We start from the raw sequence: 17,715 nt of genomic DNA on the forward strand, positions 1-17,715 counted from the left end.
AACGCTTTTCATTTTTTTGCTTACACAGGCGGAATACCATCCGGCGGGTTCTCGTCAAACCCGTGCATGCGCAGAGCCCATTGCAAGCCGACCACAGCTCCCTTCACCGGCTGCAACAGGGCGAGCGACGCGAAGAAGGTGAACGGCAGATAGGCGGCAAAGCTGAGCCAGACCGGCGTGGTGTAATTGGTCTCGATCCAGAGGATCGTGGGCACCACGATGTGGCCGACGATGACGATCACGAGATAGGCGGGCAGATCGTCGGCGCGGTGTGGCGTGAAGTCGAGGCCGCACTGTGCGCAATTGTCCGCGGTCTTCAGGAAGGCGCGGAACAGTTTTCCCTCGCCGCAGCGCGGGCAGCGGCCGCGAAAGCCGCGCTTCATCGCAGCCCAGAGATCGCGCTTCTCGACCAGGCCGGTCTCGCGCGTCCAGATCTTCGGGGCTGTGCTCATGGTCACCATGCCTTGCCCTTCTGGCCCCCGCCTTTGCCTTTGTTCTTTCCCTTGCCCTTCTTCTTGCCGGGCTTTGGCTTCGGCGGCTTGCGTTTTTTGTCCGGGCTGCGTCCGGGATGGGCCTTCAACGAGGGACGGCGTTGCGGACCCGGTCGCCTGCGGTCGTGCGGCGCGGTCTCGCTGGATGACGACAGCAGCTCGAAGCGCAGCGCGCCTGCGATGGGGGCTGCCTCGATCAGCCGGACATCGACGACATCGCCGAGCTGGTACATGGTGCGGCTGCGCGTGCCGACCAGCGCGTGGCGGCTCTCGTCATAGTTGAAATATTCCGCGCCGAGGGATCGGATCGGGATCAATCCGTCGGCGCCAGTTTCAGCGAGTTTGACAAAGAGCCCGGCGCGCGTGACGCCGGAGACGCGGCCCTGGAAGGTCGAGCCGATGCGGTCGGCAAGGTGATGCGCGATCAATCGATCGACGGTCTCGCGCTCCGCCTTCATCGCGCGCCGTTCGGTCAGCGAAATGTGGGCTGCGACCTCGCCGAGCGATTCCGGCGTCTCGCTGTCAGGCAGGGCGCCTTCGCCAAGGCCGAGCGCGCGGACCAGCGCGCGGTGGACCACGAGATCCGCATAGCGGCGGATCGGCGAGGTGAAATGCGCGTAGCGTCGCAGGTTCAGGCCGAAATGGCCGTAGTTCTCGGAAGAGTATTCGGCCTGCGCCTGGGCGCGCAGCACGACCTCGCTGACCAGCGGGTAATAGTCATGGCCCTCGAGCTGGGCCAAGACGCGGTTGAACAGGGTGGGGCGCAGCGCGCCGGCCTTGGCGAAGGGGACGTCCAGCGTCTCCAGGAACTCCGCGAGGGCGTGGACCTTTTCCAGCGTCGGCTCGTCATGTACGCGGTAGATCAGCGGGAGCGATTTCTTCTCCAGCATCTCGGCCGCCGCGACATTGGCGAGGATCATGAACTCCTCGATCAGTCTGTGCGCATCGAGCCTGTCAGGCACGACGACGCGGTCGACGGTGCCGTCGCTTTTCAGCAGGATCTTGCGCTCGGGCAGATCGAGATTGAGCGGATCGCGCTCGTCGCGCGCGCGCTTGACGCAGGCGTATGCCGCGTAGAGCGGTTTCAGGATTGGATCGAGCAGGGGGCCGGTGGTGTCGTCAGGCCTTCCGTCGATCGCGGCCTGGGCCTGCGCATAATTCAGCTTCGCGGCCGAGCGCATCAGGATGCGATGAAAACTGTGCGAGCGCTTGCGTCCGTCGGGCGCAATAATCATCCGCACCGCAAGCGCGCCGCGCGGCTCGCCCGGCACCAGCGAACAGAGGTTGTTCGAGATGCGCTCCGGCAGCATCGGCACGACGCGGTCGGGGAAATAGACCGAATTGCCGCGGTCGACCGCATCGCGGTCGAGCGCGGTGCCCGGACGGACGTAGAAGCTCACATCGGCAATGGCGACGTCCACGATGAAGCCGCCTTTGTTATTCGGATCGGGATCGGCTTGCGCATGCACAGCGTCGTCGTGATCCTTCGCATCCGGCGGATCGATGGTGACGAGCGGGACGTCGCGCCAGTCCTCGCGCCCTTTCAGATTGGCCGGCTCCGCTGCCTCGGCTTCGCGCTCGGCGGCGGAAGAGAATTGCAACGGGATGTCGTGGGCGTAGATCGCGATCAGGCTGATCGCCTTCTCCGACTTGACCGAACCGAGCTTCTCTTTCACGCGGCCGGAGGCGAGACCAAAGCTTCGCGAACGAATGATGTCGACGCTGACGAGGTCGCCGTCCTGCGCGCCCTGTGTCTCGGTCGGGGCGATGTTCAGCTCACGGTCTGCGGACTTCTTGTCGACGGGGATCAGCCGTCCACCGCCCTCGGGCAGGCTGCGGAACACGCCGAGGATGCGGCTCTTGGCCTTGTCGAAGACCTTGATGATATGGCCGCGATACGCCGGGCCTTCGGACTCGTCCGTGCGCTCGACGCGCAGCAGCACGCGGTCACGGACGCCGGCGACGGTGCCCGGCTTTGGCCGGCGCGGCATCTGGATACGGATTTTAGGGGGCTCGCCGCTTTCGACCTCGTCCCATTCGGTGGGCGAGGCGATCAATTCGCCATCGGAGTCGCGGCCGGTGATGTCGGCGACCAGCGTCGGCGGCAGGCTGTCGGGCTCTGAAATCCTGTGGCGCTTTTTCTTAATGGTGCCGTCGTCCGCGAGCTCGCGCAGCATGCGCTTGAGCTCGATGCGATCGGCATTCTTCAGGCCGAACTCGCGCGCAATTTCGCGGGTCCCGACGTTTCCCTGATGTGCCTTGATGAAGGCGACGATGGCGCTCCTGTCGGGAAAGCCATGGTCATGCTTTGGTTTCACTTAACCTCTAATTCTTGCCGGCACTCTTCTTGGCCGGAGTATTTGCAGGATTCTTGGTGGCGGCGGCCTTGGTCGGCGACGTCTTGGCGGTCGTCGACACGGCTGCGCGCGCCTTGCTTGTGGATTCGGATTTGACCGCGGCTTTCTTCGCGGCCGGTTTCTTGGGTTTTGGCGCGGCGTCTTCGCCGTCCGCTGCCTTCTTGGCCTTGGCCGGCTTCGCCGCCTTCTTCGCGGGCTTCTTGCCGCCGCCCTTGGCGGCGCGCTCGTCGATCAGCGCGATCGCCTGCGCCAGCGTGACGGTGTCCTTTTCGAACTCGGCGGGGATCGTCGCGTTGACGCCGCCCGCCGTGACATAGGCGCCGTAGCGGCCGCTCTTCACGGTGACGGTGCCGAGCGTCGGGTGATCGCCGATCGCCTTGCCGGGGTCGGCGCCGAAGCGACGGCTCGGGCCCTTGGCCACCTTCTCCGCGATCAGCGTCACCGCGCGATTGAGGCCGATGTCGAAGACCTCGTCGCCGGCCTCAAGACTGGCATAGGTCTTCTCGTGCTTCACGAACGGCCCGAAGCGGCCGAGACCTGCGGTGATCGGCTCACCGGTCTCCGGATGCTTGCCGATCTCACGCGGCAGCGACAACAGCTTGAGCGCAAGCTCGAGCTCGATATCGCCGGGCGAGGTGCCTTTTGGAATACCGGCACGCTTTGGCTTCTCGCCTTCCTCGTAATCCTTCTGCTCGCCGAGCTGGATGTAGGGGCCAAAGCGGCCGGCCTTGACCCAGACATCGCGACCGGTGTCGGGATCCTGACCGAGCGAACGGTCGGCGCTGGCTTCGCCATCGGCGGCGAGCTGACGGGTGTAGCGGCATTCCGGATAGTTCGAACAGCCGACGAAGGCGCCGAACTTCCCGGCCTTCAGATTCAACCGGCCATTGCCGCAGCTCGGGCACTGCCTGATATCGCCCCCGTCCGTGCGCGGCGGATAGATGTGCTGGCCCAGCATATCGTCGAGCACGTCCAGCACCTGGGCTACGCGCAGATCCTTGATCTCGTCGACGGCGCCGATGAAGCCGGTCCAAAAGTCCTTCAGAACCTGCTGCCACGAGATCTCGTTGTTGGAGATGCGGTCGAGCTGCTCTTCGAGATTGGCGGTGAAGTCGTATTCGACGTAGCGATTGAAGAAGCTCTCCAGGAACGCGACCACGACGCGGCCCTTGTCCTCGCCGTGCAGACGCTTCTTCTCCAGCTTGACGTAGCCGCGGTCCTTCAGCACCTGGAGGATCGAGGCATAGGTCGAGGGCCGGCCGATGCCGAGCTCTTCCATGCGCTTGACCAGCGAGGCCTCCGAGAAGCGCGGCGGCGGCTCGGTGAAATGCTGGGTGACGGAGAGCGACTGCCGTTTGAGCGCGTCGTTCGGACTCATCGCGGGCAGGCGGCGGGAATCCTCGTCCTCCTCGTCGTCGCGGCCTTCCTGGTAGAGCGCCAGAAAACCATCGAACTTGATGACCTGGCCGGTGGCGCGCAGCTCCAGCGTGCGCGCGCCGGCCTTCGCCCTGATGTCGACGGTGGTGCGCTCGAGCTCGGCCGATTCCATCTGGCTCGCGATGGTGCGCTTCCAGATCAGTTCGTACAGCCTGGCCTGATCGGAATCGAGCTTGCGGCTCATGCTGTCGGGGCGGCGCGAGAGGTCGGTCGGGCGGATCGCTTCGTGGGCTTCCTGCGCGTTCTTGGCCTTGGCCTGGTACTGGCGCGGGGCATCAGGCACATAGGCGTTGCCGTAATCCTCGCCGATCACCTTGCGCGCCTGGGTGATCGCCTCGGGCGCGATCTGCACGCCGTCGGTACGCATATAAGTAATGAGTCCGGTGGTCTCGCCGCCGATGTCGATGCCTTCGTACAGCCGCTGCGCGATGCGCATCGTGTGCGCCGGCGCGAAGCCGTATTTGCGACTGGCTTCCTGCTGCAGCGTCGAGGTGGTGAAGGGCGCCTGCGGATTGCGCCGCGCAGGCTTGGCGTCGACCGCGGTGACCGCGTAGGTCGCGAGTTCCAGCGCCTTCTTGAAGTCTTCGGCCTCCGCGCCGGTGCCGATGTCGAGCCGCTGGATCTTCTTGCCGTCGGCGCCGACCAGACGCGCCTCGAAGGCGTCGCCGCGCGGGGTCAGCAGCGTCGCGATCAGCGACCAGTACTCACGCGCCACGAACTTCTCGATCTCGAGCTCGCGGTCGCAGACCAGACGCAGCGCCACCGACTGGACACGGCCGGCCGAGCGGGCGCCCGGCAGCTTGCGCCACAGCACGGGGGAGAGGGTGAAGCCGACCAGATAGTCGAGCGCGCGGCGCGCCATATAGGCGTCGACCAGCGCGCCGTCGATCTGGCGCGGATGCTTCATCGCGTCCGTGACGGCCTGCTTGGTGATGGCGTTGAACACCACGCGCTCGATCTTCTGATCTTTCAGCGCGCGCTTCTCCTTCATCACCTCCAGCACGTGCCAGGAGATGGCTTCGCCCTCACGATCAGGGTCGGTTGCCAGAATCAGGCGGTCGGCGCCCTTGAGCGACCTCGCAATATCGTTGAGCCGGCCGGCCGCCTTGGGGTCGATCTCCCAGATCATCTTGAAATTGCTGTCGGGATCGACGGAACCGTTCTTCGCCGGCAAGTCCCGGACATGGCCGAACGAGGCCAGAACCTCGTAGGACGAGCCCAAATACTTGTTGATCGTCTTGGCTTTCGCCGGCGACTCCACAATGACGATATTCATGTAGTTCCAGTGACTTACGGGGAAATCTTGGGCCGAATTCGTTCAGATTCGGGTCGGCCGTTTCGTCCCGAACATGGGTGGTGAGGCCTCCGCTGTCAAATCGAAGGGTGTTGAAAGGCCTCCGAATGGGAAAAGTTTCATATCGAGAAAGTTGCAAATTACCACCTTGGAGTTGCGATCCATGTGGGCGTAATGTTCCCGCGGGGCATGGATTCGGTGGGGTCTGGTGACTAAGCCAGGAAAGAAACGGGCGCGCGCGCCGTCGGGCGTGCAAGGGCGCCCGCGCAACGAGGAACCAGGGGAGGGCGGGGCAGATGAGGCGGTCGCCTTCATCGCCGAGCAGGTGACCGCATTGCGCACGCTCGCCGAGCGCCACAAGCTCGACGTGTTGCACTATCTCCTGGGCATGACGCAGTTGGAGGCCGACGAGCATCTGCGGCTGCGGACCAAGCGCAAGCTGTCGTGAGGATGCTTCGTCCCGGCGAAGGTCGGGATCCATACCGCGTGATTTTTCGGTGATCGCAGGTGCCAATACCGCGGGAGGCTGAATAACTGCACGTCTCCGCCAAACCTCTCCCTGTGGTTATCGGTCCCGGCCTTCGCCGGGACGACGTGGGGAGAGATCGTGCGCAGCGTCAGCCTGTTGCGCGCCGCCGCGACGCCGGTCGCGGCTTCAGCGTGGTATCCGTCTGGCTGAGCAGCCGTCCATCCTCGGCGCGCAGCTCCAGCTTCCGCACCGGGCGGCCTTTCTCGCGATCGACCAGGATGGTCGCGATCTCCTCGGGGCGATCGTCGAAGGCTTCGCTCCATTGCCGGAGTGCCACCAGGATCGGGAAGGTGCCGCGGCCCTTCGGCGTCAGCACGTACTCTTGATACGCGCTGCCGTCGGAGGCGGGGGCGGTCGCCAATATGCCGTGATCGACCAGCGAGCGCAGGCGTACGGCCAAAATGTTCTTGGCCATGCCGAGCTTGCTCTGGAATTCGCCGAAGCGGCGCAAGCCGAAGAATGCCTCGCGGATGATCAAGAGCGACCACCAGTCGCCGATCGCTTCCAGCGATCGTGCGATCGGGCAGGAGTCCCCTTCAAAGCTCGTTCGTTTCACCATCGTCTTTGGTCCCGTCGCGCCCGCCGGGGCTCGGCAGGCGATCACGCGCTTGTGTGGTTGCATTATAAAACCAGATGCCCTAGATGGCAACTCAGTTTCATTATGCAACCACTGGAGGCGAGCGTGAGACTGAAGAACAAGACGGCCTTGATCACCGGCGGCAATAGCGGCATCGGGCTTGCGACGGCAAAACTGTTCGTAGCCGAGGGCGCCAAGGTGATCATCACCGGGCGCAACAAGGAGACGCTGGAGGCGGCAGCCAAGGAACTCGGCCCGAACGGGCTCGCGCTCACAGCCGATGCCACCGACATCGCCGCGACTGAAGCTGCGATCAAGCAGGGGGCGGAAAAATTCGGCAAGCTCGACATCGTGTTTGCCAATGCCGGAATTCCCGGCGGCACGCCGCTCGGCTCAGCCACGCTTGAAATGTTCGAGAAGGTCATCAGCACCAACCTCACCGGCGTGTTCTTCACGGTTCAGTCGGCGCTGCCCTATCTCAACGACAACGCCTCGATCATCCTCAACGGCTCGGTGATCTCGGTGCTCGGCAATCCCGGCTACTCGGCCTACGGCGCGGCGAAGGCCGGCGTGCGGGCGATGGCGCGGATCATGGCCTCGGAGCTGTCGCCGCGTGGCATTCGCGTCAATGTGGTCGCGCCCGGCGCGATCCGCACGCCGATCTGGGGTGCTGCGATCGCGACGCCCGACGCGGAGAAGGCGTTCGAGAAGCGCATCGGGCTGGCGACGCCGCTGGGGCGCATTGGTGAACCGGATCACATCTCGAAGACGGTGCTGTTCCTTGCGTCCGACGATGCCGCGCACATCCAGGGCCAGGAGATCTTCGTCGACGGTGGCGCGGTTGCCTCGCCGAGCGGCGCGCCGATCTATCGCGGTTGATCAAATCACGCGCAAATTGAATCGGTCGGCGCATGCGATGCGGGTTGCGCCGGCCGGTTCCCTCATCTTGCGGGAAGTATTTTCTGAAGCTTGCATGATGCGTTGAACCTTCGCGGGTGCCGCAAAGACTTTTCTACGGGCAGGGGTCATAAGACTCATTTTAAAGGAGCCCGTAATGCCGAAGGCAGCTCGCATTTATTCGCCGATTTCTGCACCGCGCATTTACACCGAAAGATCCGCCGTTCCGACCAAGCGCTCCGATACGTCAGAGTTTATTGGCGTCGCCATCTTCTCTGGCGTCGGCCTGCTCGTATCGCTCGTCGCCGTCATCCTTGGCGTGCAGGGCGTCTGGTTCTAGCTCTACGGAACATTTGGAAGTCCATCAGCCGCCGCAGGTAACCGCGCGGCGGCCAATAAGATTGGCGTGGCCTCAGGCCGCGTGCAGGCTCGTGGCCGCCTGGAGCGCACCGGCGAGCGCCCTCTCGCGATGCTCGGCGCCGACCTGGATGCCGTCGGCGGGGATGAATTCGAGGCTGGTGATGCCGATGAAGCCAAACACCCAGCGCAAATAGGTTTCGAGGTGCTCGCCGGCAGCGGAGGGCGTCTCCGCGCCGTAGAAGCCGCCGCGTGAGATCGCCACGATCACGCGCTTGCCGCCGGCAAGACCCTGCGGACCGTTCGCGTCATATTTGAACGTCTTCCCCGCCACCAGAATGCGATCGATCCAGGCCTTGAGCTGGCTCGGAATGGTGAAGTTGTACATGGGCGCGCCGATCACCACGATGTCGGCAGCAAGGAACTCGTCCAGCACGGCGGCACTGGCGGCAAGGTCGGGTGCGAGTTCCGCGGGCGCGGGTGCGCCCTGGGCGGCCGCGAGGTGCGATCCGGACAGGTGGGCAAGCGGGGTCTGGGTCAGGTCGCGATAGACGATGTCGAGCAATGGCGTCGCCTGGCGCAGCCGGTCGACGATGGCGGCGGAAACCTGCCTGGAGACGGAGTGGGGGCCGAGCACGCTGGAGTCGATATGGAGCAGTTTCATTGGGGTCACCCATGGTATAGATTTGTAACCCGCACTACATGAGTGACTGTCGAAATCCCCGCAAGAACGCACTTTTTTGAGCCATGGACACATCTCTGAAACCGAGTGACAGCCATTTGCCCGCCGAGCCGGTGCGGCCGGGTCCCGACCATGCCGACTGCCGCGGGGTCGCCTCCGTGCTGTCGCGGGTCGGCGACAAATGGAGCGTGCTCGTGATCATGATGATGGGCGACGGGCCCAAGCGCTTCAATGAGCTGAAGCGCATGATCAACGGCATCTCGCAGCGGATGCTGACCCTGACCTTGCGGGGGCTGGAGCGCGATGGCCTCGTCACCCGCACCATCTTCCCGACGATTCCGCCGCGGGTGGATTACGAATTGACCGATCTTGGCCGCGGGCTGACGCAGCCGGTCATGGCGCTTGGCGAATGGGCGTTCGCGCATCTGGCGCAGATCGAGGCGGCACGAACGAAGTTCGATCAGCGCAAATAGCGTTTTCGAGCGAAGTGGGGACCGCGCGTCAAGAAAACGCGTCAAAAAGGAGCCCTAGAGCAGCGACACCAATCCGCCGCCGTGGCGTTCGAGCCGGCCGGCGAGCTCGAGCTCCAGCAGCACCGTGCGCACGATCGCGGGCGATGCGCCGGACATCCGCACGAGATCGTCGATCGAGATCGGGACAGGGCCGAGCAGACTCGTGATCTGCTCGCGGTCATGTCCTTGCGGATCGCTTTCGAACGGTTCGCTGTCGGGTTCGCTCGCCGGATGCATCGGCGGCCGCTCCATGATCGGTGCGACGGCGTTGACGATGTCGGCGGCCTCGGTAACGAGTGTTGCACCCTGCTTGATCAGGTCGTTGGTGCCCGCGGCGCGCGGATCGAGCGGCGAGCCGGGAACGGCGAACACCTCGCGGCCCTGTTCGGCTGCCATGCGCGCGGTGATCAGCGAGCCCGAGCGGTGCGCGGCTTCCACCACGACCACACCGAGCGCGGCGCCCGAGATCAGCCGGTTGCGGCGGGGAAAGTCGCGGGCGCGCGGCTCGTGGCCGAGCGGCATTTCGGAGATCGCAGCACCCTCGCGGTCGAGGATCGAGACCAGCAAATCGCCATGCTCGGGTGGATAGATGCAGTCATGGCCGCCGGCGAGCACGGCGATCGTGCCGCTCTCGACGCTGGTGCGATGCGCGGCCTGGTCGACGCCGCGGGCAAGGCCGGAGATGATGACAAAGCCGGCTTCGCCAAGCTCGCGGGCGAGCTGCCCGGCGAATTTCAAGCCGGCGCCGGAGGCATTGCGCGAACCGACGATCGCGATCATCGGCCGCATCAGGGTTTTCGTGTCGCCGCGCACCGCGAGCAGCGGTGGCGCATCGTCGATCATCGCCAGCCGTTCCGGATAACCGTCCTCGCCGGGCGCGAGCCAGGACATGCCGAGCTTCCGGCTTGCGGCGAGCTCTGCCTTCGCCTCGTCAACACTACAGATGCGCCCCGATCGCGACGCGCCGCCACGCCGTGCAAGATCCGGCAGCCGCTCCAGTGCTGCGCGCGCGGAGCCGAAATGAGCGACCAGCGAATTGAAGGTGCGCGGCCCGACATTGTCGGAACGGATCAGCCGCAGGCGGTCGATCCGCTCGGCCTCAGTAAGCTCCACGCTTGGATTGATGGCGTCCACGGCGTCTCCTTGTGGGCGCAGCATGGAACAACCTGGGGGCGTGAGCAACAGCGCCGTGCGCTTGATCACGCTTCGAATGTACGACGAAAGACCCGCCGACCACGGCGGGTCTTTCGCGAAGTCGTCCGCTTAGTGCGCGTGCGCCGCCTGAGCCGCAGCGACGCCATCACGCGAGAGGCGAGCGTCAAGGCTGAGCGCACCGGCGCCGAAGGCAAAGATCTGAAGCAGGCCGCCGGCCATCATCACGTTCTTGAGGAAATGGATCATCTGATTCTGGTCGGCAAAGTTGTTGTGGAAGGAGACCGCCGCGGCGAGCGAGAATACGGCCATCGTCAACGCGACCGAGCGGGCCTGATAGCCCGCGATCAGCAGGAGACCGCCACCGAGCTCGACGAGAACGGCGATCGCATAAGCCAGCGGCGGCACCGGGAGTCCCGCAGAGGCGATGTAAGCGGTCGTCGCACCGTAGGCGGCGAGCTTGCCGAAGCCGCTCATGGCGAAGGGGAGGCCGATCATCAGCCGGCCGACGAGGGAAGCATAACGGGCTGTCGTATCCATGGTAGTCGCTCCTGTGTTGAGGTCCGACGGCGGTGACGCACCAGCGTCTGCCGTTTGGAAGAAATTGCGCGTCGCGGGCCTTCGTTGTGTTTTGAAATTGGACCTTTCGAATTGCGATATAAATAGAAATGGTTGAAAGTCACCGTTTCCATTTTTGATCTTATAGGCCAACAGGTCGTGCCGTCGCGGAGACGAATGATCTGCTCGAGAGGCCCGGCTGCCGTGCGCTTGCGCGACCTCGTCGCGATGCTAAAAGCGATGGCAATAAGAAGGGTTTTGCCATGATCTCACTCGCCGACCTCCAGCGCCGCATCGATCGCGGCGAGCTTTCGCCCGATGCCGCCATCGCGCAGTCGCACGCGGCGATCGAGGCACGGGAGAAGGAGGTCCACGCCTTCGTCCGCCATGACAAATCCGCGAAGGCGCAAAACACCGGCCCGCTGCGCGGCATCGCGGTCGGCATCAAGGACATCATCGACACCGCCAATATGCCAACCGAGATGGGCTCGGAGATCTACCGCGGCTGGCAGCCGCGCGCGGACGCGCCGGTCGTGATGATGCTGAAGCGGGCGGGCGCGACCATCATCGGCAAGACCACGACCACGGCGTTTGCTTCGCGCGATCCGACCCCAACGCTCAATCCGCACAATGTCGGCCATACGCCGGGCGGCTCGTCCTCGGGCTCGGCTGCCGCGGTCGGTGCCGGCATGATCCCGCTGGCGCTGGGCACCCAGACCGGCGGCTCGGTGATCCGGCCTGCCGCCTATTGCGGCGCGGCTGCGATCAAGCCGTCGTTCCGCCTGCTGCCCACCATCGGCGTCAAATGCTATTCGTGGGCGCTCGACACGGTCGGCCTGTTCGGTGCGCGTGCCGAGGATCTCGCGCGCGGACTTCTGGGAATGACCGGGCGCAGCGAATTTTCCGGCATTGCTGCTGCGAACTCGCCGCGCATCGGCGTGGTCCGGCAGGAATTTGCCGGGCCCGTCGAGCCGGCCGCAGAGCAGGGGCTGCAAGCCGCGATCAAGGCGGCCGAGCGCGCCGGCGCCAGCGTCGAGATCATCGAGATGTCCGAGACGGTGAAGGAGGCCTGGCGCATCCATCCCATCATCCAGGATTTCGAGGCGCATCGCGCGCTCGCCTGGGAATTCTCCGAGCATCACGACGAGATTGCGCCGATGCTGCGCGCCAGTCTCGACGCGACGGTCGGCTTGACGCCGAGGGAATATGACGAGGCGCGCCGGATCGGCCGCCATGGCCGCCGCGACCTCGGCGACGTCTTCGATCGCGTCGATGTGCTCCTGACCTATTCCGCGCCGGGCACACCGCCGGCCAAGGAGCTCGCCTCCACCGGCGACCCTCGCTACAACCGGCTCTGGACGTTGATGGGCAACCCTTGCGTCAACGTGCCGGTGCTCAAGGTGGACGGCCTGCCGATCGGCGTGCAGGTGATCGCGCGCTTCGGCAACGATCCCGGTGCGCTGGCGGCGGCCTGGTTCCTGGAGGATGCGGTGGCGAAATCAGGCTAGCGCGGGCTCCGCCGGCACAGCGGGATCGTCCGATTTGATCTGCGCAGCGGCGGAGTCTGCATCTCGCCCGAGCCACCGTTCGGCGGCCTCGCGGCCGTTCCGGTGCAGCAGGCGAATGAAGCCGCGGCCGAGATCGGCCGAGGAGCGCTGTGCCAGGCCCTCGATCGAGTCTTCCGCGGCGATTTTCGAGAGCCGCAGCGCCGGCATCGTGTGCGGTCGCGCCCATTCGATCGCCGCGATCTCGGCGTTGAGGGCGGCATTGGCCGCGATCTGGTCGAGCCGGCGGTCGATCGCAGCGAGCGTGATCGGCACATAGGAGTCGCGGGACGGGGTGATCTGGACCAGCAGCACATCCGTCGCCGCCGTCTCCTGCACCAGCTTCACCAGCGGCGGATTGCCGCCGAAGCCGCCATCCCAATAGGCCTCGCCGTCGATCTCGACGGCGCAGTGAACCAGAGGCGGGCAGGTCGAAGCCAGCGCGACATCGGCGCAGATCGTGTCGTTGCGGAAAACTTGCTGCTGGCCGTCGCGGATTCGCGTCGCCGCGATCAGGAGTTTCGGGCATCTCGTGTCGCGCAGGGCCGCGAAATTGACGTCGCGCGACAGCGCCTGCCGCAACGGATCGAGATCGAACGGATCGAAATGGCCGGACCGCAGGGTCGGCCCGAACGCGACCGAGCTTCCCGCCGGCGAAAAGCCACCGACCAGCATCAGTGAGCGGAACGAAGCCTCGTGCATCAGCCGGAGCCAGAACCGGTTCAGCCTTGCGCGCGCAGCCTCACGGCCACCTTCGGCGAGGCCGCAGGCGAGCAGCAGCGCGTTGATGGCGCCGGCACTGGCACCGCTGATGGTGTCAAAGCCAATATCGGGCTCCTCCAGCAGCCGCTCCAGCACGCCCCAGGTGAAGGCGGCAAAGGTGCCGCCGCCTTGGAGCGCCAGCGATAGTTTCCGCGGCGGCCAGGGTCTTGAGGACGCAGGCTTGCGCGCGACAGGTGCGGCGACAGCAACGATCTCGATCGAAGCCGGCGCCTGCACGACGGGAGCAGGCGGCGGCGCTGGTGGAGGAACAAGGACAGGCTCGGGGATGGGAGGCGGCGAGGGAGCTCCGGACCAGATATCCGTTGCCGACAGCAGCTGGCTGGCCGCGGTGCGTCCCGCACCTTGCGAACCGCCGTCGATAAGCGTGCCGACAATTGTCTCGCTCATTCTGAGCTACCGCGTAAGGCCATTTCCTCTGTCAGGATGACAGGCATGGAACCGGTTCGCTACTCCCGGCCGTGAGTCGGCTCGAAGTTGCGAACGGGAATTGGCTTACAATGCGGAAGGTGTGCGGCGGTATCCGTACTTTTTCCGACTTTAGGTTTTGTTTTGACGCGTTTTCTTGACGCGAACCGGGATCACTTCGCTCGAAAACGCGCTCTAGGCCTTTTCGCCGATCCGGCTTTCCTTGCCGGCCTGCAATCGCTTGATGTTCTCCCGATGCGCGTAGAACAGCAGCAGCGTCAGGATCGCGAACAGCGCCGACAATGCGAGGTGGCCGAACCACCACAGGAATATCGGCGTGATGAACGCCGCCACCAGCGCCGAGAGCGAGGAGTAGCGGGTGGTGAAGGCCGTAGCTAACCACAGCAGGCAGAACACGACGGCCGCCGGCCAGAACAGGCCGAGCAGGATGCCGATATAGACGGCGACGCCCTTGCCGCCGTTGAACTTCAGCCAGACCGGAAAGAGATGGCCGAGGAAGGCGCCGAGGCCGGCCACCATCGCCGCATTGGGTCCTGCGATGTAGCCGGCGATCACCACCGCCACAGTGCCCTTGAGCGCGTCGAGCAGCAGGGTCCCTGCGGCAAGGCCCTTGCGTCCCGTTCGCAGCACATTGGTGGCGCCGATGCTGCCCGAGCCGATCGAGCGTAGATCCTGCGTGCCGGCGAGCCTCGTCAGGATCAGCCCGAACGGAATCGAGCCGAGCAGGTAGCCGATGAGGAACGCAACCGGCAGGAACGCTTCAAGCCCCATGGCGGTCTCTCCATGGCTGACATAGCCAGCGCCCATGATCTGGTCCTGACATGTTGTCGCGATGCGAGACGCGGCCCGCGTCGCTGGAAGACGGCACCCTAGACATGCTCGTAGACCGTCCGTCCGCCGACAATGGTGCGCACCACGCGGCCTGTAAAGCGGGCTTCGTCGAACGGGGTGTTCTTGCAGGGCGATTTGAGGTCGGCGGGATCGACCACCCAGGGCGTGTCGGGGTCTATCACGATGACGTCGGCCGGTGCGCCGGTGCGGAGGGTTCCGCCTGACAGCCCCAACAGTTCCGCTGGCCGGGTCGACATCGCCTTGATCAGCGTCTTGAGGTCCAGCTCTTCGTTGTGGACCAGCCGCAGGCCTGCCGCCAGCATGGTCTCGAGCCCAATCGCGCCGGGCGCGGCTTCCGCAAACGGCAGGCGCTTGACCTCGACGTCCTGCGGATTGTGGTCGGACATGATGACGTCGACGAGGCCGGAGGCGACGGCTGCGACCAGCGCGCGGCGATCGTCCTCGGTCCGCAACGGCGGCGACAGTTTCAGGAACGAGCGGTAGGGCCCGATGTCGTTCTCGTTCAGCGCGAGGTGATTGATCGAGACCGACGCGCTGACGGCAAGTCCGGCATCGCGGCCGCGCTTGAGGATGTCGAGCGAGTCGATGCAGGTCAGCGAAGCCGCGTGATAGCGGCCGCCGGTCAGCGCGACGAGCCGCATGTCGCGCTCGAGGATGACGGCTTCGGCGGCCTTCGGGATGCCCATCAGGCCGAGGCGGGTGGCGAACTCGCCCTCGTTCATGACGCCTTCGCCGATCAGATCGGGATCCTCGGTATGGTGCACGACCAGCGCGTCGAAATCGCGGGCGTAGGTGAGCGCCCGGCGCATCACCTGGGCGTTGGTGACACTGCGGTCGCCGTCGCTGAACGCCACGGCGCCGGCGGCCTTCAACAGGCCGAACTCGGTCATCTCGTCGCCGCGCATGCCTTTGGTCAGCGCCGCCATCGGCTGGATGTTGACGATCGCGGTGTCGCGAGCGCGGCGCATCACGAAGTCGACGGTCGCCGAATTGTCGATGACGGGCAGGGTGTCGGGCTGGCAGATGATGGTGGTGATGCCGCCGGTCGCTGCCGCCTGGCTCGCCGACGCAAAGGTCTCGCGATGGCTGAAGCCGGGCTCGCCGACAAAGGCGCGCATGTCGATCAGGCCGGGGGCCACGATTTTGCCGGAGCAGTTGACGACATCGGTACCCTCGGGGACGCCGGCGGCACCGATGCCGCGGCGGGTCTCGCGGATGATGCCGTCAGCAATGAGGACGTCGCCGGGGCCGTCGAAATCTCTGGAGGGATCGACGACGCGGGCATTGGCGAGCAGGATCGGGCGGCGGTCGGTCAGCATCGGCATCACGCGTTCGGCAGGTTACGGGCGAGCGCTTCCAGCACCGCCATGCGCACGGCGACGCCCATCTCCACCTGTTCGCGGATCAGGGACTGCGCGCCGTCGGCCACGGCCGTGTCGATCTCGACGCCGCGATTCATCGGGCCGGGATGCATGACGAGTGCGTCGGGCTTGGCGTAAGCGAGCTTCTTCTGGTCCAGACCGAAATAGTGGAAATACTCAGAAGTCGATGGCACGAAGGAGCCGTTCATGCGCTCGCGCTGAAGCCGCAGCATCATGACGATGTCGGCGCCGTTGAGCCCTTCGCGCATGTCGCGCGCGACCTCGACGCCCATCCGCTCGATTCCCGACGGCAGCAGCGTGGTGGGGCCGACGACGCGGACGCGGGCGCCCATGGCGTTGAGCAGGATGATGTTGGAGCGAGCGACGCGCGAATGCAGCACGTCGCCGCAGATCGCGACCACCAGCCCCTCGATCCGGCCCTTGTTGCGGCGGATGGTCAGCGCGTCGAGCAGCGCCTGAGTCGGATGCTCGTGCGCGCCGTCGCCGGCATTGATCACGGAACCGTCAACCTTGCGGGCGAGGAGTTCCACCGCGCCGGAGGCGTGATGGCGCATCACCAGAATGTCCGGGTGCATCGCGTTCAGCGTCATCGCGGTGTCGATCAGCGTCTCGCCCTTTTTCATGGACGAGGAGGAGACCGACATGTTCATGACGTCGGCGCCAAGACGTTTTCCCGCGAGCTCAAACGAGGATTGGGTCCGGGTCGAGGCTTCGAAGAACAGATTTACCTGTGTCCGTCCACGCAGGACGGTGCGCTTCTTGTCAACCTGGCGGTTGAGCTCGACATATTCTTCGGACAGGTCGAGGAGGCCGGTGATGTCGGCCGCGGAAAGGCCCTCGATGCCCAGCAAATGCCGGTGGCCGAGGACGAAGGTCGATTTCGATGTCATTAAAGCGAGAGCTATAGGCGCGGATGGCGGGGGGAGCAAGGGCCAAAGCCGGGGCAGGGAGTTATCCCCTGATCTGTCGCCTCGTTCTTCGCCACGCCCGGGCTTGTCCCGCCTGCGCGGCCGAAGCCGCTTCAGCGAGGCGAAGGCCCTGGCATCCACGATCTTCTATCGCATTTGACGCAAATAAGCCGTGGATGGCCGGGACAAGCCCGGCCATGACGACGTGGAGGCATAGTGTGAAATCGCTTCTCATCGCGACGATAGCGATAGCTATCGTTTCATCCGCCCACGCCCAATCGCTTCCCGGCGGCTTCGTCTATCTGCGCGACATCGATCCCACCATCATCCAGGACATCCGCTACGCGACGTCAGTCAATTTCGTCGGCCGGCCGCTGGCCGGCTACGGCGCCGGCGAATGCGTGGTGAAGCGGGAGGTCGGGCTGCGGCTGAAGGCGGTTCAGCAGGAGCTCAGCAGCCAGAACCTGTCGCTGAAGATGTTCGACTGCTACCGGCCGGGGCGGGCCTCGCTCGACATGGTCAGATGGTCGCAGAACGGCCGCGAGACCGCGGCCGACCGGCGCTACAATCCGCGGATTCCCAAGACCGAGCTGTTTCGGCTCGGCTATATCGCAAGCCGCTCGCAGCACTCCACGGGTGCCGCGCTCGACCTGACGCTGGTCGATCTCAAGGCCGACAATTCCGCCAAATACGATTCGTCGAGGATCTATGCCGACTGCACGGCGCCGGTCGAGGCGCGCATCCCGGAGGGCAGCGTGGACATGGGCACCGGCTATGATTGCACCGACTTGAAGGGACATACCGCAGCATCGTCGATCAATCCGGACCAGCGCGCCTGGCGCAGGCGTCTGGTGGCTGCGATGGCGAAGCAAGGCTTTGTGAACTATTCGAAGGAGTGGTGGCATTTTTCCCTGCCGGGGGCGGGCGGGGCGGCCTATGATTTCCCGATTCCGCCGCGGCGGAACTGACCCCGCCGT

17 protein-coding genes are annotated in these 17,715 nt (G+C 65.1%); 6 read left to right on the forward strand and 11 right to left on the reverse strand.

The window, feature by feature from the left end; genetic code table 11:
- Positions 1-20: 20 nt before the first annotated feature.
- Genes IC761_RS15760 through topA form a run of 3 tightly spaced genes read right to left on the reverse strand, consistent with a single transcriptional unit; the run spans position 21 to position 5,561 of the window.
- On the reverse strand, positions 21-461 hold the full coding sequence (locus IC761_RS15760; RefSeq protein WP_195804106.1) for a DUF983 domain-containing protein: 441 nt from the start codon (positions 459-461) through the stop codon (positions 21-23).
- Positions 455-2,809 (reverse strand): ribonuclease R, encoded by a 2,355-nt coding sequence (gene rnr / locus IC761_RS15765; RefSeq protein WP_195804107.1) that lies wholly within the window; start codon positions 2,807-2,809, stop codon positions 455-457. The genes IC761_RS15760 and rnr overlap by 7 nt, the downstream gene beginning before the upstream one ends.
- 7 nt (positions 2,810-2,816) lie before the next feature.
- Positions 2,817-5,561 carry a type I DNA topoisomerase gene (topA, locus tag IC761_RS15770; RefSeq protein WP_195804108.1) on the reverse strand — a complete coding sequence of 915 codons (2,745 nt, stop codon included), beginning with the start codon at positions 5,559-5,561 and terminating at the stop codon, positions 2,817-2,819.
- 226 nt (positions 5,562-5,787) lie between these two features.
- Between topA and IC761_RS15775 the strand changes: the two genes are divergently transcribed.
- Complete coding sequence (locus IC761_RS15775; RefSeq protein WP_195804109.1) at positions 5,788-6,027, forward strand: hypothetical protein; 240 nt, start codon at positions 5,788-5,790, stop codon at positions 6,025-6,027.
- A gap of 169 nt (positions 6,028-6,196) precedes the next feature.
- Here IC761_RS15775 and IC761_RS15780 read toward each other — a convergent pair whose 3' ends face one another.
- A complete protein-coding gene (locus IC761_RS15780; protein ID WP_195804110.1) occupies positions 6,197-6,667 on the reverse strand; it encodes a winged helix-turn-helix transcriptional regulator in 471 nt (156 codons plus the stop codon).
- A gap of 123 nt (positions 6,668-6,790) precedes the next feature.
- On the opposite strand from IC761_RS15780, the gene IC761_RS15785 reads away from it, so the two are divergent.
- Together IC761_RS15785 and IC761_RS15790 are read left to right on the forward strand one after the other, a co-directional pair.
- On the forward strand, positions 6,791-7,564 hold the full coding sequence (locus IC761_RS15785) for an SDR family oxidoreductase (protein WP_195804111.1): 774 nt from the start codon (positions 6,791-6,793) through the stop codon (positions 7,562-7,564).
- 175 nt (positions 7,565-7,739) lie between these two features.
- A complete protein-coding gene (locus IC761_RS15790) occupies positions 7,740-7,922 on the forward strand; it encodes a hypothetical protein (RefSeq protein ID WP_195804112.1) in 183 nt (60 codons plus the stop codon).
- A 72-nt stretch (positions 7,923-7,994) separates the two neighbouring features.
- Here the strand turns inward: IC761_RS15790 and IC761_RS15795 are convergent, their stop codons facing one another.
- Positions 7,995-8,603: an FMN-dependent NADH-azoreductase gene (locus IC761_RS15795; RefSeq protein WP_195804113.1), complete on the reverse strand. Its 609-nt coding sequence runs from the start codon at positions 8,601-8,603 to the stop codon at positions 7,995-7,997.
- Between the two features lie 83 nt (positions 8,604-8,686).
- Between IC761_RS15795 and IC761_RS15800 the strand changes: the two genes are divergently transcribed.
- Positions 8,687-9,094 (forward strand): winged helix-turn-helix transcriptional regulator, encoded by a 408-nt coding sequence (locus IC761_RS15800; protein ID WP_195804114.1) that lies wholly within the window; start codon positions 8,687-8,689, stop codon positions 9,092-9,094.
- A gap of 54 nt (positions 9,095-9,148) precedes the next feature.
- Here the strand turns inward: IC761_RS15800 and dprA are convergent, their stop codons facing one another.
- Positions 9,149-10,291, reverse strand: a complete 1,143-nt coding sequence (gene dprA, locus IC761_RS15805; protein WP_195804115.1) for a DNA-processing protein DprA — start codon at positions 10,289-10,291, stop codon at positions 9,149-9,151.
- A 105-nt stretch (positions 10,292-10,396) separates the two neighbouring features.
- Positions 10,397-10,825 (reverse strand): DoxX family protein, encoded by a 429-nt coding sequence (locus IC761_RS15810; RefSeq protein ID WP_195804116.1) that lies wholly within the window; start codon positions 10,823-10,825, stop codon positions 10,397-10,399.
- 281 nt (positions 10,826-11,106) lie between these two features.
- Between IC761_RS15810 and IC761_RS15815 the strand changes: the two genes are divergently transcribed.
- A complete protein-coding gene (locus IC761_RS15815; RefSeq protein WP_195804117.1) occupies positions 11,107-12,351 on the forward strand; it encodes an amidase in 1,245 nt (414 codons plus the stop codon).
- Here the strand turns inward: IC761_RS15815 and IC761_RS15820 are convergent.
- From IC761_RS15820 to IC761_RS15835, 4 genes are all read right to left on the reverse strand, one after another.
- A complete protein-coding gene (locus IC761_RS15820; RefSeq protein ID WP_195804118.1) occupies positions 12,343-13,557 on the reverse strand; it encodes a patatin-like phospholipase family protein in 1,215 nt (404 codons plus the stop codon). The two genes, IC761_RS15815 and IC761_RS15820, sit on opposite strands and share 9 nt — an antisense overlap.
- A gap of 213 nt (positions 13,558-13,770) precedes the next feature.
- Complete coding sequence (plsY, locus tag IC761_RS15825) at positions 13,771-14,367, reverse strand: glycerol-3-phosphate 1-O-acyltransferase PlsY (RefSeq protein WP_195804671.1); 597 nt, start codon at positions 14,365-14,367, stop codon at positions 13,771-13,773.
- A gap of 98 nt (positions 14,368-14,465) precedes the next feature.
- On the reverse strand, positions 14,466-15,767 hold the full coding sequence (locus IC761_RS15830; protein ID WP_195804672.1) for a dihydroorotase: 1,302 nt from the start codon (positions 15,765-15,767) through the stop codon (positions 14,466-14,468).
- Positions 15,768-15,772: 5 nt separating this feature from the next.
- Positions 15,773-16,720: an aspartate carbamoyltransferase catalytic subunit gene (locus IC761_RS15835; RefSeq protein WP_195804119.1), complete on the reverse strand. Its 948-nt coding sequence runs from the start codon at positions 16,718-16,720 to the stop codon at positions 15,773-15,775.
- 215 nt (positions 16,721-16,935) lie between these two features.
- Here IC761_RS15835 and IC761_RS15840 point away from each other — a divergent pair, with 215 nt between their 5' ends.
- The gene (locus IC761_RS15840; protein ID WP_195804120.1) at positions 16,936-17,706 is read left to right on the forward strand and encodes a M15 family metallopeptidase; all 771 of its coding nucleotides are present in this window, start codon (positions 16,936-16,938) and stop codon (positions 17,704-17,706) included.
- The last annotated feature ends 9 nt before the right edge of the window (positions 17,707-17,715 follow it).

The sequence above is a fragment of the Bradyrhizobium commune genome (assembly GCF_015624505.1).
Classification (GTDB): domain Bacteria; phylum Pseudomonadota; class Alphaproteobacteria; order Rhizobiales; family Xanthobacteraceae; genus Bradyrhizobium; species Bradyrhizobium commune.